Annotated in this window: 12 protein-coding genes and 1 pseudogene; 3 read left to right on the forward strand and 10 right to left on the reverse strand. The window is 59.2% G+C overall.

The window, feature by feature from the left end:
- Nucleotides 1-376: 376 nt before the first annotated feature.
- The 3 genes and pseudogenes from AC1RQ9_RS11405 to AC1RQ9_RS11415 all read left to right on the forward strand — a co-directional run.
- Nucleotides 377-754 carry a hypothetical protein gene (locus AC1RQ9_RS11405; protein WP_485986995.1) on the forward strand — a complete coding sequence of 126 codons (378 nt, stop codon included), beginning with the start codon at nt 377-379 and terminating at the stop codon, nt 752-754.
- A 226-nt stretch (nt 755-980) separates the two neighbouring features.
- Complete coding sequence (locus AC1RQ9_RS11410; RefSeq protein WP_485986997.1) at nt 981-1,187, forward strand: hypothetical protein; 207 nt, start codon at nt 981-983, stop codon at nt 1,185-1,187.
- A 79-nt stretch (nt 1,188-1,266) separates the two neighbouring features.
- Nucleotides 1,267-1,845 (forward strand): annotated as a pseudogene (locus AC1RQ9_RS11415) (MFS transporter); the annotation flags it as partial.
- Nucleotides 1,846-2,128: 283 nt separating this feature from the next.
- Here the strand turns inward: AC1RQ9_RS11415 and AC1RQ9_RS11420 are convergent.
- The 10 genes from AC1RQ9_RS11420 to AC1RQ9_RS11465 form a co-directional block, all read right to left on the reverse strand.
- Nucleotides 2,129-2,902 (reverse strand): SDR family NAD(P)-dependent oxidoreductase, encoded by a 774-nt coding sequence (locus AC1RQ9_RS11420; RefSeq protein ID WP_193731995.1) that lies wholly within the window; start codon nt 2,900-2,902, stop codon nt 2,129-2,131.
- A 30-nt stretch (nt 2,903-2,932) separates the two neighbouring features.
- On the reverse strand, nt 2,933-4,042 hold the full coding sequence (locus tag AC1RQ9_RS11425; protein ID WP_485986998.1) for an ABC transporter ATP-binding protein: 1,110 nt from the start codon (nt 4,040-4,042) through the stop codon (nt 2,933-2,935).
- A 42-nt stretch (nt 4,043-4,084) separates the two neighbouring features.
- Entirely contained in the window at nt 4,085-4,912 is an 828-nt protein-coding gene (locus AC1RQ9_RS11430; RefSeq protein ID WP_053324164.1) for a carbohydrate ABC transporter permease, read from the reverse strand.
- 1 nt (nt 4,913) lies between these two features.
- The gene (locus AC1RQ9_RS11435) at nt 4,914-5,834 is read right to left on the reverse strand and encodes a carbohydrate ABC transporter permease (RefSeq protein ID WP_227672476.1); all 921 of its coding nucleotides are present in this window, start codon (nt 5,832-5,834) and stop codon (nt 4,914-4,916) included.
- Nucleotides 5,835-5,844: 10 nt separating this feature from the next.
- Entirely contained in the window at nt 5,845-7,131 is a 1,287-nt protein-coding gene (locus tag AC1RQ9_RS11440; protein WP_485986999.1) for an ABC transporter substrate-binding protein, read from the reverse strand.
- Between the two features lie 143 nt (nt 7,132-7,274).
- A complete protein-coding gene (locus AC1RQ9_RS11445) occupies nt 7,275-8,903 on the reverse strand; it encodes an FGGY-family carbohydrate kinase (RefSeq protein ID WP_485987000.1) in 1,629 nt (542 codons plus the stop codon).
- 100 nt (nt 8,904-9,003) lie between these two features.
- Entirely contained in the window at nt 9,004-9,846 is an 843-nt protein-coding gene (locus AC1RQ9_RS11450) for an MIP/aquaporin family protein (RefSeq protein WP_485987001.1), read from the reverse strand.
- 35 nt (nt 9,847-9,881) lie between these two features.
- Nucleotides 9,882-11,381 carry a glycerol kinase GlpK gene (glpK, locus tag AC1RQ9_RS11455; RefSeq protein WP_485987002.1) on the reverse strand — a complete coding sequence of 500 codons (1,500 nt, stop codon included), beginning with the start codon at nt 11,379-11,381 and terminating at the stop codon, nt 9,882-9,884.
- A gap of 141 nt (nt 11,382-11,522) precedes the next feature.
- Nucleotides 11,523-13,022: a carbohydrate porin gene (locus AC1RQ9_RS11460; protein ID WP_485987003.1), complete on the reverse strand. Its 1,500-nt coding sequence runs from the start codon at nt 13,020-13,022 to the stop codon at nt 11,523-11,525.
- Between the two features lie 649 nt (nt 13,023-13,671).
- Nucleotides 13,672-14,775 (reverse strand): glycerophosphodiester phosphodiesterase family protein, encoded by a 1,104-nt coding sequence (locus AC1RQ9_RS11465; RefSeq protein WP_485987004.1) that lies wholly within the window; start codon nt 14,773-14,775, stop codon nt 13,672-13,674.
- Nucleotides 14,776-14,784 lie beyond the last annotated feature (9 nt).

Consider the following 14,784-nt stretch of genomic DNA (forward strand, 5'->3'; position numbering starts at 1 on the left):
TCTTGATACGGAAGCCGAGGAAAAGATCGCGGCCCTGCTGGACGACGCCGCCCGGGCGATCGGGCAGGTCTGAAAGCGAGATTTCCTGCCCCGGTTGGCCAACAGGTCGCCCGGGCAGGGAACATCCCATAATCCCGCCATGTATGGATCTGTTGTTTACGGACTGTCATGGCGTGATTTGTGAGTAACCGGACACAGGTTGCTCACGTTCCAGAATATCCATCCGGCGATCTGGAACATTTACCGCAATAGTCCCGGCCCATGAAGGAACATCAGTTCTGGCCCGGATATTCGCGATACTGCCCATTACATCACGCGACCTCACATTCCAGCCTCCATGGCACGACGGACCAGAGGTCGAACCGAAGGATATATGATGAAGCGTTCAATTCTGTTTGCTCTTGCCCTTGGCATCTCCCTTCCGCTGGCAGCACAGGCCCAGTCCCCTGACCAGAACCAGGGCAGCGGGCAGGGCGAACATCGTGGCCATGGCGGTCATGGCCATCACGGCGGCAGGCATGGCGGCCACGGCAACCATAGGGGCCAGGGCGGCGACCACCAGAATGGTCGTGACCAGAACGGCGGTCCCGGTGGCGAACGCGGGGATCGCGGTGGTGAAAACCGCGGCGGCCAGAACAACGGCCCCGGCGCGCATGACAACCGTGGCAGCGACGGCCAGAACGGCAACTGGGGTGAACACGGCGGCGACCGTAACGGCGGTGGCTGGAACCAGAACAGCAGCGGTTCCAACTGATCGCGTCCCCACAGCAGAAGGCCCGGCAATATGCCGGGCCTTTTTTGTTGAAAAGATCTGGCCCGCACTATGTCATCCAGTCGTTCTGAACATAACTGGCAGAAAAGCACGCTGACAGGCAGGGACGTGCATGCAACCTGTCACCGGTCCTTTCCGTTGCACGTGAACCTGTCAGAGGAGGAACGTCATGTTCAGGATGCAGGTCAGAAATAATCCGGATATTCCCGTGCCGTCTGAACCGCCGACCACGGTACCACCGCCCACACCCATTTCAGATCCCGGGCCTGACCCGGATGACGATCCGCTGGATGATCCCCGGCCGGATGTACCGGACTGGGGCAGTGATGACGAACCGGTTGATCCGTCCACGGATGACCCGCTGGATCCTTTTGCACCCGATGAGAAAGACAGGGGCACCGTCGAAGACTGGTAAGCCGGGGGTTTACATTTCGTGACGGGAACACAGCCGGTTGGCGGATTTAGGTTGGGCCACAACAGATGAGATGCCACTGCTGTTTCGTATACCTGCCTTTTCGGCATCCGCCATGACCATGTTCCTGATAAACGGCGTCTCGTTCGCGTGACAGATGCTGCTGCCGGTCTGGCTCATCCATGACTGCGGCGTCCCGCCCGACCGCACGGGCCTGTTCATGCGCCCGCTGGGGGTGGGGATGATGTGCGGCTATCCCCTGATGGGCTGTCTGACCGATCGCTCTGGCATTCGCGGGCTGAGTGGTTGCGGTGCGCCCTGCGCCTGCATCGGCACGCTGCTGCTGGTTGTTGCCCTGTTCCTGCGCGGTGCGGGGACAGGCACAGTTGGCATCCCCGCCATGAGCGCGGATTATGCATCCGTCGCACGGCCGGATATTCCCGTGGCAACAACCGCCCTGAACATCGTGCAGTGGATCGGCGGCCCGACCCTGACAACGCTCTGTGCCACCTTCCTCGGATGGCGACTGTCGGCAGCAACGCAGGCGGTTTCGGGGGTATTCACCGCAGCATCTGGTCTGCCCTGCGTGTTTCACGTCCTGTTGGTTGTGGCAACGCTCCGGCTTTCGTTGGCGCTGCCCTGGAAATCATTGTCGTCATGACTGGGATGGTATCAGGGATTTCCTCATGGCATTGACTTTGTCCGATGCCGTCACGTGGTGGTTCCTTTCCACATGCCCGCATCAATGTGCGTGCATTCAGATTTGTTAACGACGCCTCAGGCCTATCGTGTTCTGGCGACCCGCCGGCAGATATGCTGCCAAAGGCACGCGCCACGACATGACAACGATCCACTGCGCGGCATTCCGGCATACGGTCACTTTCCGCGCCATCGCCTGCGTCCATGCGGCAAGAGGGAGGCCTCCATGAGATGCCTGTGGTCATTTACCATACGGTAAACCCGGCATCGACATTGACAATGGCCCCGGTCATAAGACTGGCGGCGTCCGATGCCAGAAACTGCACGACCGAGGCGACCTCGTCTGGCTGGCCTACGCGGTGCATGGGCGTGCCATCCAGCCATGCGGCATACAGGCGCGGATTTTCCATGCCAAAGCGGGTCAGGGTCGTCTCGATATAGGTGGGGGCCACCGCATTGACCCGTATCCCGCGCGTGGCCCATTCTGCCGCAAGGGAGCGTGTGTACTGGTGCACGCCTGCCTTTGATGCGTTATAGGCGGCCTGTTCCTGTGGGCGGTTGACAATCAGGCCCGACATGGATCCGATATTCACGATCGTGCCGTGCCCCTGTTCCAGCATGATGCGGCCAAATGCCCGGCAGCAGCGAAAAATGCCGTTGAGGTTGATATCAACCTGTTTCAGCCACTGTGCATCCGTCATGTCTTCGGCCCGGACTTCGGATATGCAGATCCCGGCACTACAGACCAGGATATCGACACGGCCTTCCCCGGCCTTGATCCGTGTGGCGCAGGCATCCACCTGTGCCGTATCGGTTACGTCCAGTGCCATGGCCGATACATCCAGCCCCTGCGCTGCCAGTTCGGCCACGGCACGTGCCGCAAGTTCCGTATCACGATCGGCGATAATGACGCGGGCGCCGAATTCCGCCAGCGCCGTAACGCAGGCCAGACCAATATTCTGCGCGCCGCCGGTGACAACCGCGACACGTCCGTCAAGACGGAGTTTTTCCGTATACATATGCCTATGTCCTGAACAGGTAAGCCGTTTTTATGCACCCGCAAGCAGCGGATGATCCGTGCTGCGGGCCAGCGCCATACCGTCTGCATCAAACAGATGGCAGTGTTCTTCCTCAAACGTCATGCATATGGGGGTATCGGCACTGTCGGTATTGTCCCCACCCGTCTGCACGACAATCATCTGTCCGTCAGACAGGCGCACATGCAAAAGCGTGACGGCCCCCAGCCGCTCGCTGACCTCGACCATGCCCTGTACCGCCCCCTGCGGGTCAATACGGATATGTTCGGGCCGGATGCCCAGCGTGGCAGGCGCACCGACTTCCAGCCCGCCCTGTTGCGTGGGGATCGACACGCTGAGTGTTTCCGTCCGTACCTGCATGGTCCCGTCAGGGGCATGGGCATTGATGGTAGCGGGCAGCAGGTTCATGGGCGGGGATCCCATGAAACGGGCGACAAACAGGTTGCGGGGCCGGTGATAGAGTTCCAGCGGGGTGCCGATCTGCTCCACGACACCTTTGTCGAGGACCACGATCCGGTCGGCCATGGTCATGGCTTCCACCTGGTCATGGGTTACATAGATGGTCGTTGCATCCAGCCGCCGGTGCAGGCTGGCCAGTTCCACGCGCATCTGCCCACGGAGCGCGGCGTCGAGATTGGACAGCGGTTCATCAAACAGGAAGACCCTGGGATTACGCACGATCGCGCGTCCGATCGCCACGCGCTGCCGCTGGCCACCCGAAAGCTGGCCCGGCTTGTGATCAAGATAGGGATCAAGCTGCAGGATGCGCGCCACATCACCGATACGCTGCCGCCGCTCGGCTTCGGGCATGCCGGCAAGCCGCAGCGAAAACTCCATGTTGCGGTAAACATTCATGTGCGGATACAGCGCATAGGACTGGAAGACCATTGCCACGCCGCGTCGCGCGGGTTCGGTGTCGTTCACCCGCTGCCCGTCAATCAGCAGGTCGCCTGCACTTATGTCCTCCAGCCCCGCGATCATGCGCAGCAGGGTGGATTTGCCGCACCCCGAAGGGCCGACAAAGACGATGAATTCCCGCTCGGCAATGGCAAGCGAGACACCCTTGATGATTTCCTCATGCAGATAGGTCTTGCGCAGGTTACGCAGTTCTACTGTCGCCATGGTATGTTCCTGTTGCTGCCGCGCGGATTATTTGCCCCGGTTCTATTTCACCGCCCCGAATGTCAGGCCGCGTACAAGCTGTTTCTGGCTGACCCAGCCAAAGACCATGATGGGTGCCACCGCCAGCGTGGAGGCGGCCGACAGCTTGGCGAAAAACAGTCCTTCGGGTGAGGAGAAGGACGCAATGAACGTTGTCAGCGGTGCCGCAATGGAAGAGGTCAGGTTCAGTGACCAGAACGTTTCATTCCAGCACAGGATCAGGGAAAGCAGCCCGGTCGAGGCAATGCCCGGCAGCGCCAGCGGCATAAGCACCTGTGTTACTTCCTGCCAGCGTGTCGCCCCGTCCATTCGCCCGGCTTCCAGTATGGCGACCGGCACTTCCCTGAAAAAAGTATAGAGCATCCATACCGTAATGGGCAGGTTGGTCAGCATGTATATCACGATCAGCCCTGTCCGGCTGTCCAGCAGGCCGGTGGCGCGGGCCAGCAGGTAGATCGGTACCAGCACGCCCACCGATGGCAGCATGCGGGTGGACAGCATCCACAGCAGGGTCATGCGCGTGCGCGGCCCGGGCAGGAACGCCATGGCGTAGGCGGCGGGAATGGATACCAGCAGGGCCACCACGGTTGCCATGACCGAAATCACGACGCTGTTGGTGGCGAAATGCCAGTAATTCTCCCGCGCGAATACATCCTGATAGCTTGAAAGCGTGGGACGGAAGAAGAAATGTGGCGGTGTGGAGAGGGCGTCAGGCTCACTTTTGAAACCCGTCAGGAACATCCACAGGATCGGGAAGAACATCCATAATGCAATGCCCCAGGCCAGGACGGTGATTGCGGCATGGCGCAGGCGTGTGCTGGTTCTTGCCATGTCAGGTCTCCAGATTGCGGGCCACGGCGCGCAGCAGGAAGGCCGCCACGATATTGGCGACGACAATGGCCACGACACCACCGGCCGAGGCCCCGCCCACATCAAACTGCAGCAGGGCGCGTGAATAGATGAGGAACGCCAGATTGGTGGAGGCGACACCGGGTCCACCTGCGGTGGTGACCGAAATTTCGGCAAATATGGTCAGCAGGAAAATGGTCTCGATCATGATTACGACCGTAATCGCACGCGACAGGTGGGGCAGGGTGATGTTGATGAACTGCGCCACCATGCCCGCGCCGTCCATGCGCGCGGCTTCCTTCTGTTCCATATCAAGCGACTGGATGGCGGTCAGCAGGATCAGGACCGCAAAGGGCAGCCATTCCCATGCCACGATCATCACCAGCGTTGCCAGTGGATAGCGTGACAGCCAGTCGATCGGTGTCAGGCCCACGGCCCGCATCATGGCGGAATACACGCCATAGATCGGGTGCAGCATGAGGTTCTTCCACAGCAGGGCGGCAACCGTGGGCATGATGAAGAACGGCGAGATGACCAGGACGCGGGCAATGCCGCGCCCTGCGAACGCCTCGTTATACAGGACCGCCAGCAATGTCCCCAGCCCCACCGATATGGCCAGCACGCCGCCAACCAGAATGGCCGTATTTTCCAGCGATGTCATGAAATCCGGATCGGTCAGCAGGTACCAGTAATTGTTGATGCCCGCAAAACCCTGCTGGGTCGGGTCCACCAGGTTATAGTTTCGTAACGAATACCACAGCGTCATAAGCAGCGGCACCACCGACCATAACAGCAGCAGCATGATCGCGGGGGATTGCAGCACGAAGCCCTGCAGGTGCCTGCCGCGGGCGGCACGGCCCGCAGGATTGTCCATTACGGGTGGATGTACTGCCACTTTGTCCATCTTCGCCCCCTCAATGCAGGTAACCGGACTGGCGCATGGTGCGGCTTACGGAGGCCTGTGCCGCACCCAGCGCCTGTTCGACCGTCATCTGGCCCGACAGCGTTGCCGCAACGGTCTGGCCAACCTGGGTGCCTATGGCCTGAAAGGGTGCGATGCCGACAAACTGCGCGCCGCCATACGGGCGTGGCTGCTTTGTCTGACCATTGGGATCGGCGTTGTCTATGGCGGAATGGACGAACGTGGCGAATGGCGCCGCCTTCTGGTAATCAGGGTTGTCATAGGTGGACACACGGGTCCCCGCTGGCACCGCCACCCAGCCTTCATGCTGCGCCACAAGCTGGACATAGGTTCTGGACGTCGCCCATTCTATGAAAATGCGCGCGTCATCCGCATGTCTGGATGATGCGGGAATGGCAAGGTTCCAGCTCCACAGCCATGTCGGTCCCTTGCCATACGGACCGGTGGGGGCGGCGGAAAAACCGACCCTGTCGGCCACATGCGACTGCCTGGGATCAAACAGCAGGCCGCCCGCAACGGTTGAATCCACCCATATGCCGCAATGACCGCTGGCGAACAGGGCCAGGTTTTCATTAAATCCATTTGACGTGGCGCCGGGTGGCCCGTCGGCCTTCATGGCCGATACATACCACTGCAGTGCCGCCTTCCATTCCGGGGTATCAAGCATTGGCTTCCACCCTTCGCCAAACCACTGCCCGCCAAACGTATTCACCAGCGAGGTGACATACGCCATGTTCTCGCCCCAGCCCGGTTTGCCACGCAGGCACAGGCCATAGGTCTGGCTGTCCCTGTCCGTGATCCTGTCGGCATAGGTGCGGATCTGGTCATAGGTGGGGTGCTGCGGCATGGTCAGCCCGGCCTTCTGGAACAGATCGGTCCGGTAATAGGTCATGACACTTTCCGCATAGAACGGCAGGGCATACAGTCTGGAGTCCACACTCAGCCCGGCGCGCACGGAAGGCACGATGTCATTCACATCATAATCCGGCCCGGGTTTCAGTTCGGCCAGCCATCCCTGCCTTGCCCATATTGGTACTTCGTAATTGCCAATGGTCAGGATATCGAACTGCCCGGCATGGGTTGCGATATCGGTCGTCACACGCTGGCGCAGGACGTTTTCCTCCAGCGTGACCCAGTTCAGGTGAATATCGGGGTGGGCTTTTTCAAACTCGCCTGACAGCTGTTTCATGATGATCATGTCACCATTATTGACCGTGGCGATTGTCAGCGTACCGGCCGCCTGCGCGCCACTGGCCAGCAGCATGCCGGCAGCGGTCATGCAGGCCAGGATCCTGGAAGTCGCCATTACAATACCCTTTATTGATTTGTTCCGTTTTTTTTGCGGTATCTGGCCTGAAAGCCCGGTTCTCGGTTTTTTCTGTAAAGCGCCACGGAAACCTTCCGGTTCCCATGATGCCTGTCTTATTTGTTCATGATCTGCCTGTAACGGATCTGGTCAGCATACATCTGGGTAAAGACCCCGAATTTTCTGGCATGAAAGGCGGCACTCCCGGCACAGGGCCGTATTTCCGCCCGTATGCGCGTCATGCCGGTCATGGCCGCCCGGATGGAGGGATATACCCCCGCCGCGACCGCACCCAGTATCGCGCTGCCCAGCAGCACGGAATCAGGTTCTTCCGGCAGCACGATACGGCAGCCGGTGGCATTGGCATGCTCGCGGACGAAAACGGGGTTTTTCGTTCCCCCGCCGGTGGCGATGATCGTATCGATCGCATAGCCCTGCCGGTTCAGCACCGTTACGATATCGCGTGTGCCATAAGCCAGTGCCTGTATTGTCGCCAGATACAGTAATGCCAGATCATGCGTCGTAGCACTTAGAACAAGCCCGCTGACCATGCCACGCAGGGTCGGATCGGCATGGGGGGAACGGTTGCCATGGAAATCCGGCATGACGTGCAGGTCTTCCGTCAGCGTACCTGCGGGCCGGTCGCCTTCGGTTTCGGCAAGCAGGTCGTTAAGGACCTGATAGACCGTTCTGCCTTCGTTTTCAGCCTGCTGGCATAACGCCGGTGTGGCGGGATGGGTGGCGATGATGAAATCGATCAGGCTGCCCGTGGCCGACTGGCCTGCTTCATTCAGCCACATGTCAGGCAGCATGGCATCACGGTAGGGGCCCCAGACACCGGGCACGAAGCGGGGCAGGGGGGAGACCGCCATGTGGCAACTTGACGTGCCGCCGATCAATGCCAGACGCTGGTTGAATGCAGGCGGTTCGCCATCTGTCGTGCCCCCCATCACGCCAATGCCACCCGCATGCGCGTCAATGGCGGACACCGCGACCGGAATACCCGCCGGAAGACCCAATTCCATGGCTGCCCGCGCGTCCAGCCCGCGCCCGACACGTTCGCCCAGGGCCTTGATGTCCGTGCCGATGCGGCGGTACCCTTCATCAGCCAGCACGCCAAGACCTATGGCCCGGAAATAGGTGTCATCCCAGCGGTTCTCATGCGCGAGGTAGGTCCATTTGCATACGGTTGAACAGCGCGAGCGCGAACTGACCCCGGTTGCGCGCCAGGTCAGGTAATCCGGCAGGTCAAGGAAAAGGGCGGCGCGCGCGAATACATCGGGCAGATGGCGCTTGAGCCATAACAGCTTTGGTGTTTCCATCTCGGGCGAAATCATGCCGCCCACGTAACGCAGCACGTCATGATGGCCTGCATTGATCCCGGCAGCCTCGGCCATGGCACGGTGATCCATCCACAGGATCACGTCCTGCCCCGGCGCACCATCAGCATCAATGGACAGTGGCTGGCCATCAGGACCAGCCACCACCAGCGAACAGGTCGCGTCAAACCCGATACCCCGTACATCCAGCGTTTCTCCTGCCGCATCCCGCGCCATGGTCATGGCGATGGCAACGCTGGCACACACCGCGCGCCATATGTCAGCAGAGGACTGCTGCATGTAACCGGCGCATGGCTGCCACGTACGGGTTGGCGTACTGCCTGCGCCCAGCTTGTAGCCGTCCAGTGTAAAAATGCCCGCACGTGCGCTGCCTGTTCCCACATCAATGCCAATGACGACATCCATTACCTGATCCATTCCTTCATGTCGGGAGAGCCGCCCCTGTCCGGCCACGGAAACCCGGTTCCCCGGGCAACAGGGGAAAAGGATGCACAGGGGAAGGGCTTCATTTTCCCATGATAATCGTGTCTTCTTCGACTTTGGCCTGCAAGGCCTGCTGCTGCGCGCGCAGTTGTGCGGGCAGAAAGGGGTAAATCAGGTATTCATAGACGGTTGCCCCCAGCAAGCCGCCAATCAGGGGACCGACAACGGGCACCCACCAGTAATGACCCGCTGCCGGAAGGGCGGCTTCATGCCATCCGGCCATATAGGCGAACAATCGTGGCCCGAGGTCACGGGCCGGATTTATGGCCCATGCTTCCAGATATCCCATGGAGGCGCCAATGGCCGCGACCAGAAACCCAATGATCAGCGCACCGAAATTGGCACCTGGCGCCATTTCGTTATACTGTTCGGTAACGGTAAAGATACCGAATACCAGTATGGCGGTCAGGATGATTTCATCACTGAAGGCATGCCATACGGTTATGCCCGGCGCGGGTGCGGTAAAGAATACGCCCGCAGCCCCACCCGCCCCGCGGGTCAACTGGTGTACGTCATTGAAATGGTCGATTACGGGGTAATACAGCGCATAAACCAGCGCGGCCCCCAGAATGCCGCCCACGATCTGCGCCATCCAGTAAGGCACCACCTTTTTCCATGGGAACGCGCGGTAAGTGGCCAAGGCAAGGGTCACCGCCGGGTTGGCATGCGTGCCCGAAACCGATCCGGTAGCATAGATGGCCACGGTGACCCCCAGTCCCCATACGATACACACCCCCCAGTAGGCGTGCAGGTAAGGGCTGGGATCGTAGAGAAGGTACATCGCTGCTACTGAATCACCAAAAGCAATGATGATGAACACGGCAAGAGCTTCGGAAATAAGCTCACCCAGGAATACCCGATTCATTGGCCTGTTTCCTTATGTATTGATCTGGAACCGGTTTATTCGGCCCAGTCAAAGGATTTCTGTACTGCCTTCTTCCACCATGCCAGATAGCGGCTGCGCTGTTCCGGCGGCATTGTGGGCTGCCAGATGCGGTCAACTTCCCAGTTGGCGCGCAGGTCATCGATATTTTTCCAGTAACCCACGGCCAGACCTGCGGCGTAGGCAGCGCCCAGCGCGGTCGTTTCCACCACTTTCGGACGGACAACCGGCACATTCAGGATATCGGCCTGAAACTGCATGAGCAGTTCATTCGCCACCATGCCGCCATCCGTTTTCAGGCTGCTCAGGATGATGCCGCTGTCTTCCTCCATGGCGGCCACGACATCGCGCACCTGATAGGCCGTGGCCTCCAGCGTTGCGCGTGCAAAATGCGCGCGTGTGACGTAACGGGTCAGCCCCACAATAGTGCCACGGGCATTTTCCTTCCAGTATGGTGCGTACAGTCCGGAAAACGCAGGAACGATATAGATGCCGCCGTTATCCGCCACACTGCGGGCCAGCGGTTCGATCTGTGTCGCCAGATCGAACAGCTTCAGGTTATCGCGCAGCCATTGCACCAGTGCGCCCGTAATGGCGATGGAACCTTCCAGCGCGTAACGGGGTTCTTCCGTGCCGAACTGGTAGGCCACCGTTGTCAGCAGTCCTGCCTTGGACTGGACCGGATCGGTACCGGTGTTCATCAGCAGGAACGATCCGGTGCCATAGGTGTTTTTGGCCTCTCCCGGTGAAAAACAGGTCTGCCCGACCAGGGCCGCCTGCTGGTCGCCCAGAATGCCGGCCAGTTTCGTGCCCTGCAGGCTGGGAATGGTGATCGTGCCATATACCTGAGATGATGGTACAATGCGGGGCAGGCAGGCGGGAGGGATGGAAAATGCCTTGAGCATGTCCTCATCCCACGCGCAGGTTTTCAGGTTCATAAGCTGGGTGCGTGAGGCATTGGTCACGTCGGTAATGTGGATACCGCCCCGGGCGCCACCCGTCAGGTTCCATGAAAGCCAGCTGTCTATCGTGCCGAACAGGGCCTGCCCGCTTTCGGCCTTCTGGCGCGCGCCTTCCACATTATCCAGCAGCCACCGCAGTTTGAGGCCCGCAAAATAACTTGCCAGCGGCAGGCCGGTAATGGCGCGAAAGCGGTCCTGCCCCCCATCACGACCATATTCGTGGACCAGCTGGTCCACGCGGGTGTCCTGCCATACAATGGCGTTATGCAGCGGCTGGCCCGTTGTTTTGTCCCACAGGACGGCGGTTTCGCGCTGGTTGGTAATGCCCACCGATACCAGGCTGCCCGCACCCAGATTGGCCCGCGCCATGGCGGCGCCGATCATTTCACTGGTATTTTCAAGAATTTCTATTGGATCATGTTCAACCCACCCCGGCTGGGGATAGATCTGGCGGTGCTCCTTCTGCGCCACGGAAACGATTGTTCCCTTCCGGTCGAATATCATGAACCGGGAACTGGTTGTGCCCTGGTCTATCGCGCCAACGTATTCCGTCATGCTGCATTCCTTTTTTGTTTTTATCTTCTGCAATAACGTTTCACAGCGCCGGTTTTATTTAAATTTTATTATGAACCGGTGTGAAAATCATATTCACCTTTTCTTCCCGCAGGCATTCAGGATATCTGCTGCGGCAAAACTTCAGAGATTGGTGGTGAACTGGAACCCGATCACCGCTGCATCATGGAAGGTTGTCGTGGCCCCGGGGCGCTGCAGGTACTGGAAATCAGGCTGGAAGGCCGTGGCACGGGCAACATGGATGCTGTAGAAAGCTTCCCACACGTTTTCATGGCTCTGTATGCCGTAGACGGCGCCCCACTGGTTGGGCAGATAGGGCAGACCGAGCGCAAGTGAGGATTCCTGCTGCAGGGCCACGGTGTGGCTCATTTCCATATACTGGAACATGATGCCTATCTGATCCAGCGGGCGACCCCAGGGGGTGCCGCTTTGCAGCAGGCCGATCCATTCATGATCGCGCATGGCCACCTGGCTGCCCTGTGTGTAATCAACACCCCCGATCACGATCAGGCCGTTCGCCAGGCCGTCCCCGCTGCGGTGGATCATCTGGTTGAACATGAGCCATGCCGCGTTCATCCCGGATTCATACCGGCGCGGCAGGCCCGTGGCCTGAAACGAATTGCCGTTTATGTCGGCATACAGGTTGGGATAACGGGAATTGTCGTACCAGTACCCGATCTTGTAATGCCCCAGCAGGTGGTGCCTGCCAAAGGAGGGGCTCCAGCCGATCTCCACCTGGGGGGAAAGCTTTCCCAGTCCGTCCTGCCCCAGTGCCCAGCCTGAAATGCCACCGTTATAGGCGTGGGGGCTGACGGCAAAGATACCCCCCATGATGTAAGTCCGCAGCGTGGGCCGCACCCGCAGGACCGCGCCAAGGTTGCCCGAAGGCCAGTCCCGTCCACCCGGCACGTATTTGGATGGGGCGGGATTGCCGCACACCGATACGTTCATGAACGAACAGGCCAGATAATCCTGATTGAAAAAACTGCCTGTGGGTATGACACCGACCGACAGGATGATGCGATCGCGCAGGAAACCCTTGTCAGCATACATGTCCACCAGATGGGCAACCACGTTACCGCGCGCACCGTATATTTCTTCAGGATTGGTGACCGAATCCCCCATGGCGTTGGACAGGCTGTTGCCGTGTCCGTTGATGACCAGCATATGGGTCCAGAAGGACGGAATTCCTACCAGGCGTTGCCAGTCTATGTCCAGCGCGCCCGCGACCTGACCGGCCAGCACGTTGGCGCGCTGCTTGCCGCCGGTAATATTGCCCATATATTCTTCATTAACGGTAACATTAAGGAAAATGCCCCGATTGGACAGCCATGGCTGTATGCCGCCCCAGTCCCCGAACAGATGGGGGGAGGCGGTCAGCATGGGCACAAGGGGGCCGATTGCCACCTGTCCGCTTTCGGTCATGGGAAAGGCCGTGGGTTCGTAATGGGTCGTAAAGGCGGTCTTGGCGGTTTCTGTCTGGGCCAATACTTCGGAAGTGAGCATGCAACCGGCGAACAGCATTCCCACCATAACGGCCAGCAGCCTGATAAGGGCGGGAAAGTTGTTCCATGTTATTGCAGACTTGTTCTCGTTCTTGGCGCATGTCGTGATGACACACATTGTCTGCTCTCCCCTCCCGGGCGGGTCTGGGCCACGGGTTCGGTTGTCGGGAACAGGATGTGTATCGATTTACAAATGAGAAAGATTTAATTCATGAATAACACAATTTGGTGAATAACTTAATCATCTTATATTTGAAATTATTTAAATATATATTTAAACTCATAAATAAGTTATTGTATAATTTAGAATGGTTTTATGCCGATGATGTGCGGTTGATCCCGCCGGAATCCCGACGACATGCCCTGCATCCCTAAAATACTGTTTAAAAATAACTTATCGCTATAAATAAAAGTTTTTGGGTGCCGCCTTTTTTCAAAAAGGTGGCGTCCTGTCGAAGCTTTCTGAAAAAACAGCTTCACCATAAACGTTCTTATGATTGCGGAACGTAGGCAGCATGACCGCCGTGTGATTTTGGTTGTTCCGGGCATGTTGCCGGAAATCCTGTCCAGAGGTCCCTGGTGTGCCTACAGGCGCGGCTGGCAACGCGTTCCGGGTTGGATATCTTCCATTGAACACGCTGCCTCATGGCTTAAGGAATATCCTGGATCCCGCAATCCTGCTGATATAAAACCAGCCGGTCGCGACATCATGAAACAGGCTGGTAAAATCCCTGATTATGCCAATGGTGTATCCCGACCTGACAGAACTAGTTGCGCATGGCCATACGCCCGATGCCCGGATCGTCCGTAAAGAAACCGTCCAGTCCCATATCCAGCATGCGACGGATTTCTGCGATCGAGCCTTCGGGGTTACGTGCATCATCTCCCCTGGCATCACGTAGTTGCGCGGGCAGGAAACGGTTTTCCGGCCGGAAGGTATAGGAATGGACCAGAAGCCCGGCACGGTGTGCGTCATCAATCAGTGTTGTCGGTTCACGCCAGGCCCCGGCCGCATCACGCGGTATGATGTCCGTATTGGATGGCCCGATCACATCGGCATATTCACGCACGCGCTTCAGGCCTTCTGCCGTCATGAAATCGCCAAAGGTCAGTGGATGGGCCGAACCCAGCGTGTCCGGCACCGACTGCGCACGCTCGCCCATCAGGAACATGAAGCGGGCCTGCGGGTTTATGGCCTGCACCCTGCCATGGAGCAGGCGCAGGTTCGTGGTCTCGAAGGACTGTACCTCAAGCGGGCAGGTGCGGGTATATTCATGCGCCGCGATCACATGCAGGAACGTTTCTTCGGGTGTATGGCCCAGCTTGTGGAAATGGGTGGAATTCTTGATCTCGGGTATCAGGCCGATCACACGCCCCCGGGCCGCGGCTTCGGCGGCGACAAAATCGATGACTTCCTCAAATGTCAGGATATCGAAATGCCCGTCATAACGGGTGTTGTGGGCACGCACCGTGGGCAGGCGTTCTTTCGCACGCAGGGTCTTGAGTTCGGCCAGCGTGAAATCGGTGGTGAACCAGCCGGTCTCCTCCGTGCCGTCAATGCTCAGGACGCGGCGGCGTGACGCGAATTCCGGATGTGCCGCCACGTCCGTCGTGGCGGTGATGTTGCTTTCGTGGCGGGCAACCAGCACGCCATCACGGGTGGGCACCAGATCAGGCTCGATATAGTCGGCCCCGTCCATGATGGCCCTGGCATAAGCCGCCAGCGTATGTTCGGGCCGCAGCGCGGACGCCCCCCGGTGCGCCATGAGCAGCGGTACCGGCGCGAGCGCGGGCGCGGCATGGGTATTGCGTGCCAGGAGCAGCCCCATGCCCATCATGGTGCCGGTCATGGCCTGTCTACGTGTCAACATGAACCTGCG

Source organism: Komagataeibacter ossonobensis, from assembly GCF_057359305.1.